The following is a 23,081-nucleotide window of genomic DNA, read 5'->3' as shown; positions in this document are numbered from 1 at the left end:
GGGAGGGGACCATGAACAAGCTGCATCGCAGTACCCGCCACACCCCGCTGGCCGCCGCGCTCGCGGTTGCACTCACCCTGGCGGCTGCACAGGCCGCCGCGCAGGACGCCGGTAGTACCCCTGGCGTCACCGAGTTGGACAAGGTCATGGTCAAGGGCGTGCGTGGCGCGCAGGCCGAGGCCATCGAGAACAAGCGCACCGCTGCGCAGATCATCGATTCGATCTCGGCCGAAGACATCGGCAAGCTGCCCGACGTCACCATCACCGACTCGCTGCAGCGCGTGCCCGGCGTCCAGATCCGGCGCTCGGCCGGCGAGGGCTCGCAGCTCAATATCCGCGGTATGCCGCAGGTGCAGACCACCATGAACGGTGAGCTATATCTGAGCGCCGGTGGCGGCGACCAGTTCGGCCAGCCCAACATCGGTCGCGCGCAGCCGGACTTCGTCGATATTCCGCCGACGTTGTTCAGTGGCGTGGATGTGATCAAGTCGCCCACCGCCGCCGACCTGGATGGCGGCATCAGCGGCACCGTCTCGCTGAAGACGCGGCGCCCGTTCGATCTGCCCGAAGGCTGGACCTTCAGCGGCCAGGCCGAGGGCTCCTACGGCGATCGCGTGCAGGAACTCAACGAACTGTACTCGGGCCTGGCCAGCTTCCGCACCGAGCGCTGGGGCGCCTTGCTGGCGGTGTCGTATTCCGATGCCACGCTGGAGAACAAGCACCCCAGCGTGTATTCCAACGGCGCGCAGAAATCCACCGAGCAGAACGTGGGCTTCGACTTCAATGGCGATGGCCGTATCGGCAGCAATACCGATCCGTCCAACCTGCCGCGCGATTACTTCTACAACTGGGTGGCGACGGAACTGGACAACCGCAGCACCGATCGCCAGCGTACCGGCGTCAACGGCTCGTTCCAGTTCAACATCAACGACTCGTGGACGGTGCTGGCCGATGCGGCCTACACCAAGCTCGAAGACCAGGACACCTCGGTGGCCGCGCAGCTGCACACCGGCTGGGCGACCAACCAGTTGCAACCGGGGTCGGTGGTCGATTCCAACGGTGTGCTCGAATACGGCCAGTTCCGCTACAACCGGTTCCAGGCGCACTCGATGGCCGGCGTTGCCGATTCGGATTCGCTCAATACCAACCTGGAACTGCGTTTCGACGATGGCGGCCCGTTCCGTGCATCGTTCCGCTGGGTGCACGGCGATGCGCAGCGCACCTACGACGAAGCGCGTGCCGATGCAGTGGTGACGCGTGGCGACCAGATCACGCGTGCCGGTGGTGTCACCCAATGGGCCAATGCCAACGGCCTGCCCACGGTGGATGCGTCGGTGGATTTCCGTGGCACCTACCCGGCGGTCAACCTCGGCACCGACGTGTCCAACCCGGACAACTGGCAGCTGATGTCCACCTGGGCGCAGGGCAACAAGATCGAAGCGACGATGGACGCCTTCCGCGCCGACGGCACCTTCGAGTTCGATGAAGGCGTGGTGCGCGGCTTCCAGTTCGGCATTCGCTATGGCGAGCGCGAGGTCAAGCTGGACACCTATCGGTACCTGTCGCCGGTGTCCACCAGCTGCGCCGATCCCAACCGTTCGCTGTATTACTTCAAGGACCCGCTGATCGTGGACACCTGCAGCGGTGTCTCGGAAGCGCGCCTGCTGCCGTTCAATTCGATTCCCGGCTACTGGGCGTACTTCAACGATTTCGATCCACTCAAGGTCACCGGCCTGGGCAGCCAGGGCTTGCCGGCAATCAACCCGCAGGTCATGAAGGACCCGGTGGCGTATCTCAACAGCCTGTATCCGGGCAACGTGGCGTACCAGCAGGCTGCCGACTCGTACAAGGTCACCGAGAAGAGCACTGCAGCGTACTTTCTTGCGAACCTGGAAGGTGGCACCGGCACTGCAGTGCCGTGGACGGCCAATATCGGTGCGCGCATCGTGCAGACCAAGCTGGCGATCGATCAGTACCTGAGCAGCGGCAATGTGTTTATCGGCAACGTGGAATGGAATGGCGTCAGCCCGGCGATCGGGACCAATCGTTTGAACCGTCAGTACACCGACGTGCTGCCCACCGCCAACCTGTCGCTGGACATCACCGACGCGCAGAAGCTGCGCTTTGCCTACAACAAGGCTGTCGCGCGTCAGGACCTGCCCGATCTGGGTCGCGGCCTGGTCAGCTTCTATGCCGTCAACGGCACCCCGCCGCGCAACCCGGCGCTGCCCTCCGATGCGGTGCTGTTCCTCAACGGACGCTCGGGTAACCCGGATCTGGATCCGTACCGCGCCACCAACTACAACGCCTCGTGGGAATGGTATTTCTCCGACGCGTCGTTGATCAGCGTGGGAGCCTTCCTGATCGATGTGAAGTCGTTCCCGACCACGGTGACCAACATCGAGCCCCAGCCCGACGCCGATGGCGTGGTGCGGCTGGGCGGCCCGGTGGAGCGCATCGTCAACGGCGGTGGCGGCAAGATCAAGGGTTTCGAAATCGGCTACCAACAGGCGTTCGACTTCCTGCCGGGCTGGTTGAGCGGGTTCGGCACCAACATCAACTACACCTTCTCCGACGCCGACACCGACAACACCGATATCGAAGGCAATACGTTGCCCATCGGCGACAACTCCAAGCATCAGGCCAACGCGGTGTTGTGGTACCAGAAGGACAAGTTGCAGGCGCGTGTGGCCTATAACTGGCGCAGCAAGCGCTTCAGTCAGGTCAACAGCGGTGCGTGGGGCGATGAGCTGGCCATCTGGAACGACGACGTCGGCTACCTGGACGCCTCCTTCAGTTACGACGTCAACGATCACCTGACGCTCTACGCGCAAGCCACCAACCTCACTGGCGAAAGTGAGCGGCGTTACGCGCAGTGGACCAACCACTATTACGACCAGAACATCTTCGAGCGTCGTTACTACGCCGGCCTGCGTCTGCGCTTCTGATGTGACGGTTTGATGCGATGTACCAATGTGCGACACGGCGCACCCCTGCGCCGTGTCGCACATGGTTTTCTGTTTCTCCCTCTCCAAGCGGTCATTGCGCTTTCTTCCCGTCACCGGTTTACCGGTGTTGCAGTACGCCCGACGGCAACGTTGGGTACCCTCCCATTCGGCCGCATCGTCGGGAAGCGATGTGGCCGTTTTTTTGTGCGTAATGGCACATCCATTTGTGTAGTACTGCCTGCTGTTGAAACTCGGTCGCGGGCAGTGGCTGGATCTGTGTGCAACCGCAATGTTTGACGATTGCTTATGCTTGTTATGCAGCGTAGTTTCCGCATGGCGAACCCGACCCCTCCCGGTTCGCAGGCACAGCGTTCCATGCTGATCGCTCATTCGCTCCCTGGAGATACTCCGCACATCACGGTGGCCAGCATCGCAAGGATGATCGCGTTGCGAGCGCGCTAGCCGCCAAATCCGAGGTCTTGGGTGCTGTCCTCAGAGACAAACAGGCCATTGGCCTGCGTTTCTGCCTGGGCATCATCAACGTAATGCCATGCAAATGCTCTTCGGCGGGACGCCGACGGAGCGTGTTTGAGTGGCTCCAGCTATCTCCGATGGGTGCCCCGACAAAGGAAGAACGCAAGCCAAAGACAGGCAGTGCTGCAGTGAATCGGCATAAACACCATCCAATAAAACCAGGTGAATATCATGAATTCCAGCAAGGGCATCCATCGTCACGTCAAGCGCGCCATGGCGTTATCGCTGTTGGCATTGAACCCGATGGTCGTGGCGACGGTCTGCGCGCAGGCCCACGTCGATAATCCATTCGTTGGTGCCACCGGTTACGTCAATCCGGATTACGCCAAGAAAGTCGATGCATCGATCGCGAAGATAAAGGGCGTTCCGTTGAAGGCCAAGATGGGCGTGGTCAAAACCCTGCCGACCGCAGTGTGGCTCGATCGTATCGCGGCAATCGCCGGTGGTTCGCAAAATGCCGGGCGGCTCGGTCTGAGGGGGCATCTGGATGCGGCGCTGGCGCAGAAAAAGGCCAATACGCCGATTACTGCCAGCTTCGTCATTTACGATCTACCCGGGCGCGATTGCCATGCGCTGGCGTCCAATGGTGAATTGCCGCTCACGCCCGCTGCGCTGGAGCGTTACAAGAAAGAATATATCGATGTGATTGCGGCCATCTTCGCCGATCCAAAATACAAAGATATCCGCATCGTCAATGTCATCGAGCCCGACAGCCTGCCCAATCTGGTCACCAATTTGAATGACATGCGCTGCGCGCTTGCCAATTCGACCGGGATCTACGAAGAAGGCATCAAATACGCGCTCAATAAACTGCACGCGATACCCAATACCTACAATTATCTGGATATCGGCCACTCCGGCTGGCTGGGCTGGGACAGCAACCGCGGTCCGTCCATCTCGCTGTATACCCGGGTGGTGCAGGGGACGAGTGCGGGTCTGGCAAGCGTGGATGGCTTTGTCACCAATACCGCCAACACCACACCGCTGAATGAGCCGAATCTGCCCAATCCCGAGTTGAGCGTGAATGGTCAGCCGATCAAGTCGGCGAAATTCTACGAATGGAATCCGTATTTCGACGAGACCGATTTCACCCAGGCCCTGTACAACGGATTTGTCAGCGCGGGTTGGCCCGGCACGATCGGCTTCATCATCGATACCGGCCGTAACGGCTGGGGTGGTCCGAATCGCCCCACCAGCGCCTTCGGTAGCGACATCAATTCGTACGTCAATACCGGCCGCATCGATCGCCGCCTGCATCGCGGCAACTGGTGCAATCAAAGTGGCGCGGGCATCGGCGCGCTTCCGACCGCCGCGCCGGGCCCGCATCTGGACGCGTATGCCTGGGTCAAGCCGCCGGGCGAGTCCGACGGGTCCAGCACCCTGATTCCGAACAACGAGGGCAAGGGCTTCGACCGCATGTGCGACCCCACGTACACCACGGCCGATGGCGTGTTGACCGGCGCACTTGCCGGTGCGCCGATCTCCGGTGCGTGGTTCCATAACCAGTTCATCGAACTGGTGAACAACGCGTACCCGGTCATCGCAACTGCCAGCACCGCGGTGGCCACCGCGGCACCGGTCGCCGCGCCGAGCGCAACGCGCGGCCTCACCGCCGCCGTCGGCGACAGCCGGGTCAGGCTGAGCTGGTCGCCAGTGGCCGGCGCGACCAGCTACACGGTGCAGCGGCGTGCCGGTGGAGCCGGTGCATTCACTACGGTGGGTGCCAATGTCGCAGCGGCATCGTATGTCGATCAGTCGGTCAGCAATGGCGCCGACTACGACTATGTGGTGACTGCAAACAGCGCGGCAGGAGCGAGCGCCCCGTCAGCTGTCGTGCGAGCCAAGCCGAACAGGTGACGCGGCAGGCGCACCCAGCGTGCCCGCATCGCCGATCCTGAGGTCTGCGATGGCGTCCACTGCAAGGGTGCTACCGCTGTGTCGCTGATGTTGTGTAAATGTCCCCGGCAGCCACTCGGCTGCCGGGGATACCGCAGGTGCGGTTGGCCCGTTACTTCGCTCGATCGTTGGTCTGTCTGCGCATAGACCGAGCAAGAGGCGATACGGATCCAACACCATACCGATTCTGTCTCTATGAACCACCCGTATCGCACCAATGACGCCTTGCTCGTAAATTCATTGGCATGTGTCGCCACGAGGGCCAGTGCGATGATTCCGGGCAGCAGTATCTTCTTTGATGACATTGCGTCGCTGCGGCGCGCGCGGCACTGCCGGTGCGGTGGCTACCCCTTTGGCGGGGCAGCCGTCGAACCGCGTTTGACCAGGGTGTATTTCATCACCTGATGCACCCCGTGGGCGGCATCGCCCTTGCGCCGTTGCCGAATGGCGTCGGCAAGCAACGACACCGCTGCACGGCCCATCGCGGTGACCGGTTGATGCACGGTGGTGAGTTCCGGCCAGATGGTGGTGGCGACCGGTGTGTCGTCGAAGCCGGCCACCGACACGTCTTCGGGCACGCGCAGGCCCAGACCATGCGCCACCGCCACCGCTGCGGCAGCCATGTCGTCGTTGCTGCAAAAGATCGCAGTGGGTGGGTGCGGCTGCGCCAGCAGGCTACGCGCTGCGAGCAGACCGGAGTGGTAGGTAAACAGCCCCTCGGCGATCAACGCGTCGGTGATCGGCAGGCCGGCGGCCTGCAGGCTGTCCAGGTATCCGTTGGCGCGCAGCGCGCTTGGGGTGTGTTTCGGGTCGCCCTTGATCAGCGCGATACGGCGATGCCCGAGCTCGATCAGGTGCGCGACGATGGCGCGTGCGGCCTGATAGTCGTCGATGCGCACCGAGCTGATTTGCGCCATCGGCGCGCCGCTGGCCACGGCCACCACCGGGATGCCGCGCGCATCCAGTTCGGCAATGGTCTGGCGCGAATCGCACAGTGGCGGCGGCAGGATCACCCCATCCACGCCGGCGGCGAGCAGGCGTTCGGTCGCTGCGCGCTGGCTGCGGATGGCGCCGCATTTTTCCACCAGCACTTGGCTGCCGTTGAGGCTGCTCTGCTCCAGCAGCCCGAGCATGAATTGATTGAGGTAGGCCGCACTGGGATTGCTGTACAGCACGCCGATGCGCAACAGGCCGCTGGTACGCAGCGAGCGGCCTGCAAGATTGGGGCGGTAGCCCAGCGCCTGCACCGACGCTTCCACACGCGTGCGCATGTCCTGGCCGACATGCGGATGCCGGTTGATCACGCGCGATGCGGTCATCGGTGACACGCCTGCATGTTTGGCGACGTCCAGCAACGTCGCCGCGTTGTTTGCACTGCGTTGCCGCTTGGCCACCATCGTGTGTGCTCGTCCTGGAGTAGAAACGCCAACGCCGTGCTGCGTTCCCAGATTACTCGTTCGGCGGTTGCACAGACTTTGCGCGGCTGCCGAAATCGCCATCTGCCTCGGCTGCCAGATAGGCGAACACGGTGTAGGCGGCCACGTTCTGCGCGAGCGCCTTTGGGTCGATCTTGTCCAGCGTGTCGTCGGCGGTGTGGTGCAGGTCGAAGTAATCGGTACCGTCCTGCGCCAGCCACGCCCAGGCGCCGCCCTTGGCGGAAATCGGCCCCACATCCGGACCGGGGCCGCCCTTGTCCGGCGTATACGCGATGCCCAGTGGTGCCAGCACCTCGGCAATCTGCTTGGTCGCGGCACGCGAGTCGTCCGGGGCGGCAGAGCCGGTGTTGAACGCATAGATGCGCCCGGCGCCGAAGTCGCTCTCTGCGCCAATCTGATGCAGCGCCAGGTCCTTGGCATCCCTGCCGTGCGCGGCGGCATACGCCTTGCCGCCGTACAGGCCTTGCTCTTCGTTGGCAAAGGCCACGACACGAATCGTACGCTTGGGTGCCTGCTTGAGCTGGCCGATCAGGTGGCCGGCAGCCATGGTGATCGCCACGCCGGCACCGTCGTCGATCGCACCGGTGCCCAGATCCCACGAATCCAGATGCCCGCCGATCACCACCACTTCCTTGGGCTTGCTGCGCCCGGTGATCTCGCCGATGACGTTGTACGAGGTGGCCGTGCCGTCCCAGCCGCAGTCCAGCGCCAGCCGCAGGCGCGTCGTGCCCAGCGCAGCGAGGCGAGCCAGTTGGTTGGCATCGGGTACCGACAGCGCCGCGGCCGGCACCGGCGTCAGGCCGTCATCGAAACGGGTGATGCCGGTATGCGGCACCCGGTGCGAGTCGGTGCCGGCCGAGCGCATCACAAATCCAATTGCGCCCTTGCGAATCGCTTCCGACGGCCCTTTGCTGCGCACGGCACCGCCATTGCCGTAATCCTTGCCGTCGCGCGCCTTGACCATCTGGTAGTCGACGAATGCGATCTTGCCGGCCAGCGATCCGGCCGGCGCGGCCTGCAGTGCGGCCAGGTTTTCAAACCGCACCACCTCGCCTTCGACCGTGCCGCCGGGGCTGCCGCCCAGCGCGGTGACGGTCAGTGGCTGCGCGTGCGCGCCGACGACCGCCGCATGTTCGCTGCGGCGTTCCCACTTGGGAAAGCTCACCGGCTCGGTCCACACCTTGTCGAAGCCCAGCGACTGGAACTTGGCCTTGGCCCAGGCCACCGCACGCGGATCTGCTTCGCCGCCGGCAATGCGCGGGCCTACTTCGGTGGTGAGTGATTGCACCACCGCAAAGCCGGTGTCATCGGCCAGGGCCTGCTCGCGCAACTGCGCCGCAGTGCGCAATGCGCTGTCGGGAATGCTGGTCTGTGCGGCGAGCGCGCAGGAGCAGGCAAGTAGGGCAGAGATGGCAACAGCGAGGCGACGCATGCAGGACGCTCCAACGACGAGGGGACCCTGAGCTTATCAGCGCAAGGTCCCCGGTCGGCGTGCGAAAAGTCATCCCTGCGCGCGAAGCACGCGTTGGTTGCGCCCGCTTACAGCGCGCCCGGCGTCTTGAGCGTGTCGGTCTTGAGCGAGTCGCGAATCTCGCGCAGCAGCAGCACTTCTTCGCTCGGGCCCTTGGGCGCGTCGGGCTTGCGATGGCTCAGGCGGTTGATCAGCTTGACCACCAGGAAGATCGCAAACGCGATGATCACGAACTGCACCACGGTGTTGATGAAATCACCGTAGCCGACCACCACCGCCGGAATCTCCTTGCCGGTGGCATCCACTTCCGCAGGCTTGAGCACCCACGCCAGGCGCGAGAAATCCACATTGCCGATGGCCCAACCGATCGGCGGCATGATGATCTTTTCCACCAGCGCGGTGACGATCTTGCCGAACGCCGCACCGATGACCACACCGACAGCCAGGTCGATGACATTGCCGCGCATCGCGAATTGCTTGAATTCGCTGACCATTCCCATATCGCACTCCTGATGCGGTCGCGGACCAACTGCCGCGGCCCGATCGTAGCCCGGCCGATGTCAGCCCGCGATGATGCCGTGGCGTTCGGCGACGTTTTCCAGGCGAGCACTGAACTGGTCGCCCGGCAGCAGCGGGCCGACGCCGGCCGGCGTGCCCATGAAGATCAGATCGCCCGCGCGCAGTGCATACAGCTTGGACAGCTCGTGCAAAATCTCCGGCACGTTCCAGATCATCTGGTCCAGCAACGATTGCTGGCGCACCTGTCCGTTGACCTCCAGCGACAGATTCAGCGCCTCCAGCGCGCCGACTTCGCCGGCATGCACCAACTCGCTGACCGGTGCGGAATGGTCGAAGCCTTTGGCGATATCCCACGGCAGGCCCTTGGCCTTGGCAGCGGCCTGCAGATCGCGGCGGGTCAGATCCAGGCCCACGCCATAACCGTAGATCAGGCGCTCGGCCTGCTCCACCGGCAATTCGCCCTCAGGTGCATCGCTGCCCAGCGCCACCACCAGCTCCACCTCGTGATGCAGCTCCCTGGTGCCGGGCGGGTAGGGGATCTGGTCGCCGTGACCGACCACGATGGCATCGGCAGGCTTCATGAAAAAGGTCGGCTGACCGCGCTCGGCCTTGGACGCCGGCGCACTGGCGCCCATCTCGCGCGCGTGGTCGGCGAAGTTACGCCCCACACAATAGATGCGGTGCACCGGAAAACTGCCGCCACCCACCACCGGAATGCGCGGAACATCGGCGGCGGGAATCACATCGTGGGTCATGCGCGCATCCTCGAACGGGGGACGCGTGAGTCTAGCCGCTTGGCTGTGTACGACGGAACCTTCACTGCTGAAACGCGCGTGGACGACCGCCGGCACGGCGAGGACCAACATGTTCAGGCCCGCAATGCAAATCGGCATGTGCGAGCACATGCCGATGCAGGTAGCGGGGTTTCATTCCCGCGGCGAGACGCTGCGGGATGTAGAGCGCAGGCGTGTGGACGCTCAGTGCGACATCGGCAACGCGGGCTTGCGTACCACGCGGTACTCGGCATCGACCACGCGCGCCTGCTGCGGGGGGCTACGGTGCGACTTGCTCAGGACCTTCCAGGCAATACCGCCCAGTATCATGGCCGCGCCGACAAACACGCTGAAGAAGATCAGCACCGCAAGAATCGCCAGGCCTGCCAGGCCGGCAGCAACGCGCACCAACGGGTGACGCGGCTTGCGGGGCGCAAACAGGGAATGAAGGTTGCCGTATTGGAACAAGCGTGCAGGCATGGCGGTGGGCTGCCGGGCAGGAAACAAGCGCGAAGTATCGTTGCGGTTTCATGTCATTGAGTGAAAACTTCGTTAATCCAACGCCAGTTTTGTTAAACGCATCACATGCGGCGCGCCGACCGAGGTCTGCCGTAGCCAAGGTGTACGGGTTATCGCCCAGTCCTGCGGTCACTCACGCCCGGCACGCAGCGCGCCGACGCGCGCGCAGTCGCATGCCACAATCGGCGGCCACTCTTCACTCTTTCAAGGTCTATGTCCTCGTCTTCCTCGACCACACGCATCGCGTTGACGCAGATTCCCGATGCCGGATTGCTGGAAGTCGAAGCAGCGTTGGGCGAGGGCACCGAGTCGCTGGTGGTGTATCGCCAGGGCCTGCAGGTGCGCGCGTGGTTGAACATCTGCCCGCACGCCGGCCGCCGGCTGGACTGGGCGCCGGGACAGTTCCTCACGACCAAGGATGGCCACCTGGTCTGCGCAGCCCATGGCGCCGCGTTCGAGCTTGATGCCGGCGAATGCATCAGCGGGCCCTGTCGCGGGCAGTCGCTGGTAGCGGTGCCGGTGCGTGTCGAGGGCGAGCAGGTGGTACTGGGGTAGCGCTGCACCAGGTGCGTGAGCGCCGACAACTGGCGCACGCAGGGATGCACCGCTGCATTGCAATGCTGTTCAACGCGACGGTGCCGCGCAGTGGGCGCTACTGCGGGCTTGCCTGCGATACGCCCGGTGCGATCGAAGCCGAGCGCCAGCATCATGGCCTTGGGCCCGGCTCTAACGCGCCGCCCACCAGAACATCAGGTTGATCATCGACACCATCACCACGATGTAGATCAGCGACAACGGTGCGCCCACGCGCCACAGTTCGCGCGGTTGATAGTTGGCCGGGCCGGCCACCATCGAGATCACCGGGTTGGAGGCGGTCATCAGATTGTTAGATGCCGACAACGCCACGATCAGCGCAAACGCCGTCGGGTTGCCATTGGCGGCCAGCGCCAGATTCACCGCAATCGGCACCATCACGATGGTCGCACCCACATGGCTGATCACCAGGGAGAACGCGGTGGTCAGCAAGGCCAGGCTGATTTCCAGCGCCCAGACCGGAATGCCTTCCGGCAGCCGGTCGATGGTGTGGCCGGCCACCCAGGCCGCAGTGCCGCTGCTGTCCATGGCCCAACCGAGCGGGATCAGCCCGGCCATCATGAAGATGGTCTTCCAGTTGATCGAGGCGTAGGCCTCGTCCATGCGCAGCACGCCGCTGACCAGCATGCAGGCCACGCCGGTCATCAGCGTCAGCGCCACCGGCAGGCGCGAGGTCAGTGCGATCAAGATGGTGAAGGCAAAGATCGCCATCGCGATCTTGAACTTGTGCGGGCGCTGCTCGCCTTTCGGGAAGTCGGTGACCGGCACGAAATCGCGGCTTTCCGCCGCCTGCGCCAGGTCCTGCCAGATGCTGTGGAACACCAGCATGTCGCCGGCGCGCAGCGGCACGTTGCGTACGTCCTCGCGGATGACCTGCTTGTCGCGGTTGATCGCCAGCAGGCTGATGCCGGCCTGCTTGCGCAGCCGAAGCTCGCCAGCACTCTTGCCGATCAACCGCGAGTTGGGCGGGATCAGCGCCTCGGAAATGCCTGCAAGACTGGGGTTGAACAGGTCGCCCAGGTTGCGCAGCCGCGAGGACATGCGCAGGAAGTGGTTCTGCGCAAAGTCGTTCACCTCCTGGCGCGGCCCCATGGCGCCGAGCACGCTGCCCACCCAGATGCGCATGTCCGCCGGTGGGGCCAGGCGAGTGTCGTTGCCGGTCTTCAGGGCCAGTAGCAACGGCGCGTCATGGATGGCCTCGGCCTCGCCAAGAGTCATGCCGACCAAGGGGCTTTCGGCGGTCACGGTGAGTTCGAACACGTCGCCGTCGATGCCGTAGGTCTTGGCGAAATAGCTTTCGGTGCGCGAGGGCGTGACGCCTTCGTTGATCAGGCGTTCTTCTTCGATCAGCTTGCGGTCGCCGTAGAAGCGGAAGTACAGCAGTGCGGCGATCAGCAGCGCCACACCGATCGGCAATGGCGCAAACATGGTCAACGGTTCGATGCTGGCCATGCCCGAGGGCAGGTTGTTGTTGGCCGAGACCAGCAGGTCGTTGAGCAGGATCAGCGGCGAATTACCCACCATGGTGAGCGCGCCGCCCATCACGATCGCCGCGGCGATCGGCAACAACATGCGCTGCAGGGTGAGCCCGGTACGCGCGGCCAGCCGCGAGGCGACCGGCAGATACAGGGCCATCACCGACGGGTTCTGCATGAACGACGAATTCAAGCCGGAGATGGCCAGCGTCATCATCATCAGGCGCTGCTCGCTGCCGTGCGAACGCCGCAGCAGCCAGGTGGCCAACCGGTTCAATGCACCGGTGCGCTCCAGCCCCGCGCCGAGAATGGTGGTGGCGATGATGCTCATCACCGCATTACCGGAAAAACCACCGAACAGTTCTTCCGGCGCCACCAACCCGGTGACCCCGAGCACCACCAGCACGATCAAGGCCACCACGTCGGCGCGGATGCGCTCGAACAGGAACATCGCCATCGTGAAACCGACCAGCCCGAGGACGAGCTTCATATCGTTGGTCAGCGTCAGCGCGGTGTCCATTGGGGGCCGGGATTCGTGATTCGGGACTGGGGATTCGTTGAGCTACTGCGGCGTCGAGTGTGCGGGAAGGCGCCGTTACGAATCCCCAATCCCGATTCCCGAATCCCTGTCATAAACCAGATCCCACACGCCGTGCCCAAGCTTCTGGCCGCGGGTTTCGAAGTGGGTCTGCGGGCGCCAGGCGGGGCGTTCGACGTGGCCGCGCGGGCCGGCGCGGTTGACCAGGCCCGGTGTGGCGTCGAGCACGTCCCACATCTGCTCGGCGTAATCGGCCCAGTCGGTGGCCGCGTGCAGGCGGCCACCCTCGCGCAGCTTGCGCACCACCAGCTGCACGAACGCCGGCTGGATCAGGCGACGCTTGTTGTGGCGCTTCTTGTGCCACGGGTCGGGGAAATAGATGCGCACCTCGTCCAGCGCGCCATCGGCGATCTCGTGTTCGAGCACTTCCACCGCATCGTGGTGATACAGGCGCACATGCGTGCTGCCATCCTCGTCAAGCGCGTTGAGCAGACGGCCCACGCCGGGCGCATGCACCTCGATGCCGATGTAATCGCGGCTGGGGTCCTGCTGCGCGGCGAAGCGTAACGCCGCACCATTGCCGAAGCCGATCTCCAGCACCTTGGGCGCGTCGCGTCCGAACGTGGCAGCCAGATCGCGCGGGGCACCGGTGTAGTCCAGCCCGAAACGCGGCCACAACTCATCGAACGCACGCTGCTGCGCAGGCGTGAAGCGGCCCTGGCGCAGCACGAAGCTGCGCACCTGTCGGCGGCCTTCTTCGATGGTGAAAGGTTTGGGCGGCATCTTGGCGCCGTCGCTGGTGAAAGGGTCAGTCATGAATTAAGTCATCGGCGAAACGAGAGCCCCTCTCCCACCGGGGCGAGGAGGCACAGTTTGCGCGCCATGGACGCGCGTGCCTGGGAGTGCCCGCGACGCAGGCGCGGGCCGGGGCGCGGGGGTTGGTGTGAGGGTACGGCGTGAGGGGGGCGCTCTCAGCAACGCGCGATCTGGCAGCGGTCATATCCGGCACTCCGCACTGCCAATCATTGCGCCTCGGCCGCAATGTCAACGCAGACCACCGACTCATCCAATCACACCATCCACCGGGCTCGATGCCGATGCATAGCGCTTGCGCGGAATCCGCCCGGCCAGAAATGCTTCGCGCCCGGCCTCGATCGCCTTGCGCATCGCGCTGGCCATCAGGATCGGGTCGCGCGCGCCGGCAATGGCGGTGTTCATCAACACGCCGTCGCAGCCCAGCTCCATCGCGATCGCCGCGTCCGAGGCGGTGCCTACGCCTGCGTCGACAATGATCGGCACCTTGGCGTTCTCGATGATTTCCAGCAGGTTGTACTTGTTCTGAATACCCAGGCCGGAGCCGATCGGCGCGGCCAGCGGCATTACCGCTACGCAGCCGATTTCTTCCAAGCGCTTGGCCAGGATCGGGTCGTCGGAGGTATAGACCATCACCTCGAAGCCATCGGCCACCAGCTGCTCAGCGGCCTTGAGCGTCTGCACCACATCTGGATACAGCGTGCGCTCGTCGCCCAGCACCTCCAGCTTGGTGAGGTTATGGCCGTCCAGCAGCTCGCGCGCAAGCCGGCAGGTGCGCGCCGCGTCGTCGGCGGTGTAGCAGCCGGCGGTGTTGGGCAGCAGGGTGTAGCGCTCCGGCGGCAGCACGTCGAGCAGGCTGGGCGCGTTGGGGTCCTGGCCGATGTTCACCCGGCGGATGGCCACCGTCACGATCTCGGCCGCGGCGGCCTCGGTGGCCAGGCGGGTCTCGTCCAGATCCTTGAACTTGCCGGTGCCGGTCAGCAGGCGCGAGCGATAGCGTTTGCCGGCGATGACCAGCGCATCAGAGGGGGCGGGATTCGTCATGCGGCAATTATCACCGATCGGGCGCGGATGCGCCGGCCGCGCGGGGCATCAACCGCCGCCCAACGCGTGCACGATCTCCACCACATCGCCCTCGCGCAACACATGCTCGGCGTGCCGCCCGCGCGACACGATTTCGCCATTGACCTCCACTGCCACGCGTCGCTGGGTCAGGCCTTCCTGTTCCAGCAGGGCGGCCAGCGGCAGGTGGTCGGGGAGCGAGCGCGGGGCGCCGTTGAGTTGAATGTTCATGTCATCATTGTTGCATCGCGCGCCGTCAGGGCGCGCGTTTTTGCGTTATGCGGCGATGCAGCGTGAGCGCGGGCGGCGAGGGTGAAACCATTGCCATTCGCCGGCGTACGTATGCAGGCCGGTCCGGTCCCATCCACTTTCAAGCAGGCACTCCCATGGCTTCAACACTTCGCCCGATCCGCTCCCTGATGGCGGTCGCCATCGCTATCGCGGCCACCCCGGCCATGGCCGAGCAGGCCTTCGACCAGACCGTGTTCTTCGGTGACAGCCTCACCGACAGCGGCTACTACACTCCGTTGCTGCCGGCTGCTTCGCGCCCGGTCACCGGCAAGTTCACCACCAACCCGGGTTGGGTGTGGGCCGAATATGTCGGCGACCACTTCGGCACCAACGCTGCGCCCAACGGCAATGGCCAGACCGGCGACAACTACGCTGCCGGCGGCGCGCGCATCCAGGCCAGCTCGGTCAGCGCACTCGGCGCCGCGCCGTCGGTGACCAGCCAGATCAACACCTATCTCACCGCCAATGGCGGCCGCGCCAACCCGAACGCGCTGTACAGCGTGTGGGGTGGCGCCAACGACCTGTTGGCCGCGGCCACCGTGCCGGCGCAGGCACAGGCCATCATTGGCAGCGCGGTTACCGCCCAGGTGGGCGCCGTGGCCACGCTGCAGACTGCCGGCGCGCGCTACGTGATGGTGCCGACCATTCCCGATATCGGCATCACCCCGCGCTTCCGCGCCGGCGGCGCAGCCGCCATGGCCCAGGGCACCGCAGCGGCCACCACCTACAACACCGCGCTGTTCAACGGCCTGCAATCGGCCGGCCTGCGCGTGATCCCGCTCGACACCTTCCACATGCTGCAGGAAATCGTCGCCGCGCCGGGCACCTTCGGCTTCACCAACGTCACCAACACCGCCTGCAACCCGGCACTGCCACTGCCGGCCTGCAACCCGACCAGCCTGGTCGCCGCCAACGCACCGACCACCTACGTCTTCGCCGACGGCATCCACCCGACCACGGCGGTGCACCAGATCCTGGGCGAGTACGCGATTTCGCTGCTGGAAGCGCCGCGCCTGCAGCAGGTGCTGACGCACTCGGCGCAGGCCGGTGGCCGCGCCCGTGCCGATCAGGTGGCCTGGCATCTGGACGGCAAGCCGGACGCCGACGGGCTGCGCTGGTGGGGCAGCGTGCGCGGCGACATGCAGCGCTACGACCACGCCGACCTGTACGACGGCATGGCCCCGGCCGGCCTGTTCGGCGTGGATTGGACGGCCGGCGACCTGGTGTTCGGCGGCTTTGCCGGCTTCGGCCGCATGGACGCGGACTTCGGCAACCGCAACGGCAGCTTCAAGCAGGACGACACCACCCTGGGTGGCTTCTTCGGCTGGTACACCGGCCCGGTGTGGGTCAACGCCCAGGTCAGCTACAGCTGGCTGAGCTACGACGTGGACCGTGAAGTGCAGCTGGGGCCAGCGACCCGCGTGCACAGCGGCTCGCCGGACGGCAGCAATCTCACCGCCGCGCTCAACGCCGGCTATTCGCTGGGCGAAGGCAACGTCAAGTACGGCCCGGTGGCCGGCCTGACCTGGCAGAAGATCAAGCTCGACGGCTATACCGAAAGCGACGCCAGTGCCACCGCGCTGGGCTATGCCGACCAGGATATCGACTCTCTGGTCGGCCGCGTCGGCTTCCAGGTGCGCCTGGACGGCGCCGCGATCAAGCCGTACCTGCAGGCGACCTACGACCACGAGTTCAAGGACGGTGGCGAAGCCAGCGCCTGGCTGCAGTCGATGCCGGAAGTGGGCATGTACACCGTCCCGGGCCAGAACTTCGACCGCAACTACGCCACCGTGGTGCTGGGCGCCCGCACCGGCCTGTGGGGCCTGCAGAGCAACATCGGCCTGAGCACCACCACCGCCCAGCGCAGTGCCCGCGATGCAACGCTGTTCGTGAACTTCAGCGGCAATTTCTGAGCCACGCCGAACCGCTGCAGGCAGCACCTTGCAAGACACGAGGGCCGGGCAACCGGCCCTCGTCACGTCTGCGCATTGCGCCCGGTGCCTACACCCGCCTAAACTCTCCCAACGCCGTGCGGGCGTAGCTCAATGGTAGAGCTGTAGCTTCCCAAGCTACTGACGTGGGTTCGATTCCCATCGCCCGCTCCACTGCCGCAATGGCGTATGGTCGGGTCATCGACATTCCCTTGAAGATCTTTGGTTGCCACCGACGCAGGTGTGTGCTGCACGCTGCATGGTCGAGCTGTGGCTGACGTCACCAAGACTCTTGCAAGGGAGTCGTCGAAACGTATCGGCGCTGTCGTCCGGCGTTCTCGCGGGCCAGGCCGCCCTTGCCGCCTGGTGTAATCGCAGAGTTCCAGGAGCACAGGATTTCGTCCGGCATGGATCGGGGCATCTGGCGAGTGGCTTGAGCCAGTGTGCGTCCGGACGCTGGGTGGTCGGGCTTCCCGGCCTGAGCAGCGCGTCGGCGCAGGCCAACCAGGTCATCGGCGATCTCCGCACCATGGCGGTGGGGCGCGGTTGATTCCGGTTCCGTTAGGAGTCGAGCGTCTAGCGTTGGCCTCGCACGGATGTTCGTGTGTTTCGGGTGCTGTCATGTCTGCTGTTCGCCGTCGCTTGTCCTCAATCGTCATTGCAGTGGGTGCTGTTATGTGTGCCGGGCCGGTCATGGCTGCCTGTCAGCCTGGGCCGTTCACGCTTGCGCTGTTGGCGCAGCGGCTGGACGAACGATTGCAGGATCTGGCCCACCAGACGGGATGCGCGGTGGAGGTGGATCCGTCGCTGCTGCAGGACAAGCGCGTACAGGCTTTGAGTGGAACCTTCACCGCCGATCAGGCATTCATCCAATCGGTTCGCGGGAGCGGTCTGGAGGCGGACCATGCCAGCGATCACTGGCGCGTCAATCGCGCGCAACAGCTGTATTTTGCCGAGCGTGTCGAGACCTTGCAGAGCGCGATTACAGATGCGCGCAAGAGCAACGCGATTACCGGGCGTCAGGCAAAAACCATGAACGCGCGACTATCGAAGATGGCGGTGGAGGTTCCCAAGCTTGTCCGTCAGCAGGGTTTTCTGAGCGCAGCCGAGCGCGCCTCCTACGAGCGCACCTTGAAGGAGATCGAAAAGGTCCTGCAGGGCTGAGGTCGGGCGCAGCGACGCTGTGCGCTGCGGTCACGTCGGGGGCAGATTGGCGGCACCTTTGGTCCTTCGAGGTTCGGGCGCCCGTGGCCTGTCCCTGCGCGCGGATCGTGCTGGTGCGTTTTCCCTTGCGAGCGGGTCGCTGCGTTGTGGCCCGGCGTTGTGCCATCCGGGCATGATGCGTGCATCACACGTCTCGTCGAACGAGTTGCAATGACGACGATTGCAGGCGGTTTTCCCGGTAAAAATGGCACTGCAGCTTCGTCATTTCCTTCCTGGCAGTCAGGAAGCTCCTGATTGAGCAAGCGCGGGCTGGCAGCCATAGTGTCCCCATCATTTGGCGGTCACCATGACAACGACTCATTCACAGCTGGTTGGTGCGCTGATCAAGGGCATGCGTCGCGCCGAATCCGCGCAGGCGGCCTCGATCGCCCATCGCCCGGGGCTGCCGGCGAAGGCCAGCATCCCGGGCACGCCTGACACTGCCGGCAAGGTGCTCGAAATGTTCAAGCTCGACCCCGAACAGATTCGCCACATGGGACTGATCGGGGTGGAAGAATTGGGCGAAACGGTCTGCCATGCGTGGTCGATCAACGCCGGTCAGCTGGACCGGGTGGTGCAATGGTTCACCGCCCCTCGGGTGGAGTTTGTCGGCAAGCATTGCAGCGAGCTGATTCGCGCCGGACGCATCGGGCCGGTGCTGACCATGGCCCGCGAACACGCCTTGCTGCGGCATGGCTGAGCGCAAGTCGACCCGGAAAGGGCCGGGCGCTTTACGCTGGACGGCATAGCGGCAATACTCGTTGACCCGCCCAACCTCAGTTTTGTCAATGCGCCAGGTTCCGCCCGCTTCATCCTCAGCTGCCGCCAAAGCCCAATTGCTGGAAGAGTTGCGCAAGCTTGAGCAGGAAGAAGCTCAGCTCAAGTATGCCCAGACCCTGGAAGCCTTCGACCAGGTGGTCGAGGTGCTGACCCAGTTCGGCAGCCGGTTCAATGCAAAGCAGAAATCCCAGATCGCCTCGCTGGCCATGACCGGCAAGTCCAAGGGGCCGCTGACCTCCACCGGTGAAGTGGCCGCCAAATACTGGCTTCCGCACTCGGGCGAGACCTGGTCCGGGCGTGGCCGCACCCCGCGGGCGTTCAAGGCGTGGGAAGGCACCAGTTCCTACAAGGAATGGAAGTCCAAGCATCCGGACAAGCGTTTTCCGCTGTACCCGGGTTGAGTCTTCAGTCAACCGGATAGCGGATTCGTCGAACACGTTCTGACTTGCTGTGGCCTTCACCGTTGCGTATGCAGGCCCGGCGGATCTCGTTACGCAATACGCCTGGGTGCCCCATCGGCGCTGGGGAAGTGGCTTGGCGATTGCATCAGCGCATGGATTGGGGCGCACACCATGCGCGCATCGATGATGCGCGGCCTGGCAATGCTGCTTTGGCCAGGTTCGAAAGCCGGATGACCAACGTTGGATCGTGCGTGAGCAGTTACCCGACCAACTTCAAAGCCGTATGACCGTTCCCTGCGCATAAAAAGCTCGCTGCCCACCTCCCGGCAGACAGCGAGCCGCATCAGCAAGCGCGCTTTACTGGTCGCTCTTGCACTCGAACACCGACACGCTGCGCGGCGGCGCCAGGAATTCGCTGGCGCCTGCGGGCATCATGTCCACCTCCAGCGCTTCGTCGGTCGACAGCACCAGCTTCCAGTGCACCGGCTCGTCGGTGGAGGGCAGGGTGAAGGTCACGCCCTCGTGGTAGGCATTGATCACGATCAACAAAGTGTCGTCGTTGGCCAACTCCTTGACGCCGGAGGTCTGCGCCTTGCCTTCCAGGAGCAAACCGACCGAACGCGCGCCTGCGTCGGTCCAGTGCGCATCCTCCATCTCGGTGCCGCCCGGATTGAGCCAGGTGAGGTCGCGCAGGCCGGCTTCTTCGTTGTATTGCCCGTTGAGGAAACGGCCACGCGACAGGATCGGGTAGCGCTTGCGCAGCCGGGTCAATGCCTTGACGAAGTCGGTAAGACGGCCGTCGCTCGGGTCGTTTTCCCAGTCCAGCCAGGTGATTTCATTGTCCTGGCAATACGTGTTGTTGTTGCCGCCTTGCGACTGCGCACGCTCGTCGCCGGCCAGCATCATCGGCGTGCCCTGCGACAACAGCAGCGTGGCCAGCAGATTCTTCATCTGCCGCTCGCGGATCTGCAGGATGTCGGCGTTGTCGGTCTCGCCTTCTTCGCCGTAGTTGCACGAGCCATCGTTGGACGAGCCGTCGCGATTGTCTTCGCCGTTGTCGATGTTGTGCTTCTCGTTGTAGCTGACCAAGTCGCGCAAGGTGAAGCCGTCATGCGCGGTGATGAAGTTCACCGACGCCCACGGGCGGCGACCCCGGCGGTCGAACAGGTCGGCCGAGCCGGTAAAGCGGGTGGCAAATTCGGCCAGCTTGCCGTCTTCGCCTTTCCAGAATTCGCGTGCGTTGTCGCGGAACTTGTCGTTCCATTCCGACCAGCCCGGCGGGAAGTGGCCTACCTGGTACCCGCCCGGGCCACAGTCCCACGGCTCGGCAATCAGCTTGACCTCCGACAGCAGCGGGTCCTGGTTGCAGGCATCCAGGAAGCCGCCGCGCTGGTCGAAGCCGCTCGGCTCGCGCCCGAGGATGGTGGCCAGGTCGAAACGAAAGCCGTCCACATGCATCTCGCCGGCCCAGTAGCGCAGCGAATCGTTGACGAACTGGATCACCCGCGAATTGCTCAGATTCAGCGTATTGCCGGTGCCGGTGTCGTTGATGTAGTAGCGCTTGTCTTCGGCAAGGCGGTAGTAGCTGGCGTTGTCGATACCCTTGAACGAGAGTGTCGGGCCCAGCTCGCTGCCTTCCGCGGTGTGGTTGTAGACCACGTCCAGGATCACTTCCAGGCCTTGCTTATGCATGGCCTTGACCATGTCGCGGAATTCATCGCGATGGCCGCTGGAGAGGTAGCGCGACTTCAGTGCGAAGAAGCCGATGGTGTTGTAGCCCCAGTAGTTACGCAGGCCCTTGTCCAGCAGATGCTGGTCGTCCAGGTAGGCATGCACCGGCAGCAGCTCGACCGCGGTGATACCCAGGTCCTTGATGTACTGCAACACCTGCGGCTGCGCCAGGCCGGCGAACGTGCCACGCACCGCTTCGGGCACCTGCGTGTTGCGCATGGTGTAGCCGCGCACGTGGGTTTCGTAGATGACCGTCTCGTTCCACGGCTTGAGCAGGCGTGCATCGTCGCCCCAATCGTAGGTGTCTTCGACCACCACGCATTTGGGCATGAACGGAGCGCTGTCACGCTCATCGAAGCTCAGGTCGCCGTCCGGGTGGCCGACGGTGTAGCCATAGAGCTCGTCGGCCCAGATCAGGTCACCTTCCAGTTCACGCGCATACGGGTCGAGCAGCAGCTTGTTGTGGTTGAAGCGATGGCCTTCGGTCGGCTCGTAGGGGCCATGCACGCGGTAGCCGTAGCGCTGACCGGGTTTGGCATCGGGCAGGTAGCCATGCCAGATTTCGTTGGTGTATTCGGGAAGGTCGACGCGGGTTTCGTTGCCGTGTTCGTCGAACAGGCAAAGTTCCACACGTGTGGCATGCGCGGAGAAAAGCGCAAAGTTGGTGCCCTTGCCATCGAAGACGGCACCGCGGGGGAACGGGCGCCCCTGACGGATGCGGGAGGGGTTGGCATAAGCCGCGCTTGCTGGACGTCGCATGGAGAGTCTCGGGTGCGCCGGCATGCCGGCATTGAGGAGGCTCAAGCATTGCGGTTTCAACTGTGCAAAACGCGTTACGGCAATACGGGTGCGGCGTGAGGGCGGGCGTTGAGCCCGTGCGTCGTCAAAAGACATTGTTGCGCCGTGGGGCGGTGGCGCTCGCTTGTGCGTTACCAATGGCAGCCGCAAGCGAGCAGTGACGCACGACGCGCTGCGACCGGCAATGCGCCGGCTGCGGGCCGTCGACCGAGTCGAAGGGTGCGTGCTGCTTGAGCGCTGCGCGCGCGCCCTGCTAGCATCGATCCGGTTGAGGCTGCGCAGCGTTTGCGTTGCTGCAACATCGCCGAAACGCTTGCGCGTTTCCATCCTCGGGGCCGTCGCATACCGGGTCACGCGGCGCGAGCAGGGCATAGGCGTCCTGCGCGCGCGCGACCGGCATATGCGTGGACTTGGGTCACCTCGTCATCAGACTCCGACCATGTCCAGGCCGCGCCGTGTCCCTGCTGCGATGAAAATCGCCATTCTTTCGCGCAACAGCAAGTTGTACTCGACCCGGCGGCTCATCGAAGCCGCACGCAAGCGTGGCCACACCGTGCGCATCCTCGACCCGCTGCGCTGCTACATGCGCATCGCTGCCGACGGTTTCAGCCTGCACTACAAGGGCAAGCCGATCACCGGGTTCGATGCGGTGATCCCACGCATCGGTGCTTCGGTGACGCGCTACGCCACCGCGGTGCTGCGCCAACTCGAATTCATGGGCACCTACACGCCCAATCCCTCCGACGCCATCCTGCGTTCGCGCGACAAGTTGCGTGCACACCAGCTGCTGGCCGCGCAGGGCATCGACATGCCGGTCACTGTGTTCGGCGACAACCCCGACGATACCCAGGACCTGTTGTCCATGCTCGGCCCGCCGCCGCATGTGGTGAAGTTGAACGAAGGCGCCCAGGGTGCCGGAGTGATCCTTACCGAAAAGGCCAGCGCATCGCGCGGCGTGGTCGAGGCACTGCGTGGGCTCTATGCCAACTTCATCGTGCAGGAGTTCATCGGCGAAGCCGACGGTGCGGACCTGCGCTGCTTCGTGGTCGGCGACCGGGTCGTTGCGGCCATGCGCCGGCAGGCGGCCGAGGGCGACTTCCGCTCCAACCTGCACCTGGGCGGGACCGCCGCGGTGGCGCAGGCCACCGAGCAGGAGCAGGAGGTCGCGGTACGCTCGGCGCGCGCGCTGGGCCTGGCGGTGGCCGGGGTCGACCTCATTCGCTCCAAACGCGGTCCGCTGGTGCTCGAGGTCAATTCCACCCCCGGGCTGGAGGGGGTGGAAGGGGTCTGTGGCGTCGATGTGGCGGCGGCGATCATTCAGCACTTGGAGCAGTCGGTCCATTGACCTGCGCCTCGATGGCCTTACCG

Annotated in this window: 18 protein-coding genes and 1 tRNA gene; 9 read left to right on the top strand and 10 right to left on the bottom strand. The window is 64.5% G+C overall.

Going from position 1 to position 23,081, the window contains the following annotated elements:
- The first annotated feature begins 11 nt into the window (after positions 1-11).
- Together RZV17_RS15535 and RZV17_RS15530 are read left to right on the top strand one after the other, a co-directional pair.
- Positions 12-2,948 (top strand): TonB-dependent receptor, encoded by a 2,937-nt coding sequence (locus tag RZV17_RS15535; RefSeq protein ID WP_184385451.1) that lies wholly within the window; start codon positions 12-14, stop codon positions 2,946-2,948.
- A gap of 777 nt (positions 2,949-3,725) precedes the next feature.
- Positions 3,726-5,339, top strand: coding sequence for a glycoside hydrolase family 6 protein (locus RZV17_RS15530; RefSeq protein ID WP_355609425.1), 1,614 nt, complete (start codon positions 3,726-3,728; stop codon positions 5,337-5,339).
- 383 nt (positions 5,340-5,722) lie between these two features.
- On the opposite strand, the gene RZV17_RS15525 is transcribed toward RZV17_RS15530, so the two are convergent.
- From RZV17_RS15525 to RZV17_RS15505, 5 genes are all read right to left on the bottom strand, one after another.
- Complete coding sequence (locus RZV17_RS15525) at positions 5,723-6,775, bottom strand: LacI family DNA-binding transcriptional regulator (protein WP_104580774.1); 1,053 nt, start codon at positions 6,773-6,775, stop codon at positions 5,723-5,725.
- Between the two features lie 52 nt (positions 6,776-6,827).
- Positions 6,828-8,246: a M28 family peptidase gene (locus tag RZV17_RS15520; RefSeq protein WP_355604757.1), complete on the bottom strand. Its 1,419-nt coding sequence runs from the start codon at positions 8,244-8,246 to the stop codon at positions 6,828-6,830.
- A 107-nt stretch (positions 8,247-8,353) separates the two neighbouring features.
- Complete coding sequence (gene mscL / locus RZV17_RS15515) at positions 8,354-8,785, bottom strand: large-conductance mechanosensitive channel protein MscL (protein ID WP_039415313.1); 432 nt, start codon at positions 8,783-8,785, stop codon at positions 8,354-8,356.
- 60 nt (positions 8,786-8,845) lie between these two features.
- Positions 8,846-9,559 (bottom strand): fumarylacetoacetate hydrolase family protein, encoded by a 714-nt coding sequence (locus tag RZV17_RS15510; RefSeq protein WP_047693075.1) that lies wholly within the window; start codon positions 9,557-9,559, stop codon positions 8,846-8,848.
- A gap of 222 nt (positions 9,560-9,781) precedes the next feature.
- Positions 9,782-10,057 (bottom strand): membrane protein, encoded by a 276-nt coding sequence (locus RZV17_RS15505; RefSeq protein WP_047693074.1) that lies wholly within the window; start codon positions 10,055-10,057, stop codon positions 9,782-9,784.
- Positions 10,058-10,309: 252 nt separating this feature from the next.
- On the opposite strand from RZV17_RS15505, the gene RZV17_RS15500 reads away from it, so the two are divergent.
- Positions 10,310-10,651, top strand: a complete 342-nt coding sequence (locus RZV17_RS15500) for a Rieske (2Fe-2S) protein (RefSeq protein WP_104580776.1) — start codon at positions 10,310-10,312, stop codon at positions 10,649-10,651.
- Positions 10,652-10,822: 171 nt separating this feature from the next.
- Here RZV17_RS15500 and RZV17_RS15495 read toward each other — a convergent pair whose 3' ends face one another.
- The 4 genes from RZV17_RS15495 to thiS form a co-directional block, all read right to left on the bottom strand.
- A complete protein-coding gene (locus RZV17_RS15495) occupies positions 10,823-12,685 on the bottom strand; it encodes an SLC13 family permease (protein WP_047693072.1) in 1,863 nt (620 codons plus the stop codon).
- 75 nt (positions 12,686-12,760) lie between these two features.
- Positions 12,761-13,519 (bottom strand): tRNA (guanosine(46)-N7)-methyltransferase TrmB, encoded by a 759-nt coding sequence (gene trmB, locus RZV17_RS15490; protein ID WP_039563886.1) that lies wholly within the window; start codon positions 13,517-13,519, stop codon positions 12,761-12,763.
- A 246-nt stretch (positions 13,520-13,765) separates the two neighbouring features.
- Positions 13,766-14,560 (bottom strand): thiazole synthase, encoded by a 795-nt coding sequence (locus RZV17_RS15485; protein ID WP_355604754.1) that lies wholly within the window; start codon positions 14,558-14,560, stop codon positions 13,766-13,768.
- A gap of 48 nt (positions 14,561-14,608) precedes the next feature.
- Positions 14,609-14,809 (bottom strand): sulfur carrier protein ThiS, encoded by a 201-nt coding sequence (gene thiS, locus RZV17_RS15480; RefSeq protein WP_047693070.1) that lies wholly within the window; start codon positions 14,807-14,809, stop codon positions 14,609-14,611.
- Between the two features lie 188 nt (positions 14,810-14,997).
- Between thiS and RZV17_RS15475 the strand changes: the two genes are divergently transcribed.
- The 5 genes from RZV17_RS15475 to RZV17_RS15455 all read left to right on the top strand — a co-directional run bounded on the left by RZV17_RS15475 (position 14,998) and on the right by RZV17_RS15455 (position 19,184).
- Entirely contained in the window at positions 14,998-16,782 is a 1,785-nt protein-coding gene (locus RZV17_RS15475) for an autotransporter outer membrane beta-barrel domain-containing protein (RefSeq protein WP_166752170.1), read from the top strand.
- Positions 16,783-16,900: 118 nt separating this feature from the next.
- Positions 16,901-16,974, top strand: a tRNA-Gly gene (locus RZV17_RS15470).
- Between the two features lie 447 nt (positions 16,975-17,421).
- A complete protein-coding gene (locus RZV17_RS15465) occupies positions 17,422-17,964 on the top strand; it encodes an STN domain-containing protein (protein ID WP_355604750.1) in 543 nt (180 codons plus the stop codon).
- Positions 17,965-18,310: 346 nt separating this feature from the next.
- On the top strand, positions 18,311-18,703 hold the full coding sequence (locus RZV17_RS15460) for a hypothetical protein (RefSeq protein WP_047693099.1): 393 nt from the start codon (positions 18,311-18,313) through the stop codon (positions 18,701-18,703).
- A gap of 88 nt (positions 18,704-18,791) precedes the next feature.
- The gene (locus RZV17_RS15455) at positions 18,792-19,184 is read left to right on the top strand and encodes an H-NS family nucleoid-associated regulatory protein (protein WP_047693010.1); all 393 of its coding nucleotides are present in this window, start codon (positions 18,792-18,794) and stop codon (positions 19,182-19,184) included.
- A 357-nt stretch (positions 19,185-19,541) separates the two neighbouring features.
- Here the strand turns inward: RZV17_RS15455 and glgX are convergent, their stop codons facing one another.
- On the bottom strand, positions 19,542-21,674 hold the full coding sequence (gene glgX / locus RZV17_RS15450) for a glycogen debranching protein GlgX (RefSeq protein WP_355604747.1): 2,133 nt from the start codon (positions 21,672-21,674) through the stop codon (positions 19,542-19,544).
- A 478-nt stretch (positions 21,675-22,152) separates the two neighbouring features.
- Between glgX and rimK the strand changes: the two genes are divergently transcribed.
- Entirely contained in the window at positions 22,153-23,058 is a 906-nt protein-coding gene (gene rimK / locus RZV17_RS15445; protein ID WP_179455667.1) for a 30S ribosomal protein S6--L-glutamate ligase, read from the top strand.
- Positions 23,059-23,081: the final 23 nt, after the last annotated feature.

This window comes from Xanthomonas cannabis (genome assembly GCF_040616535.1).
GTDB lineage: Bacteria > Pseudomonadota > Gammaproteobacteria > Xanthomonadales > Xanthomonadaceae > Xanthomonas > Xanthomonas cannabis.
The sequence above is the reverse complement of the archived record's forward strand: the minus strand, read 5'-3'. Positions and strand labels throughout refer to the sequence as shown.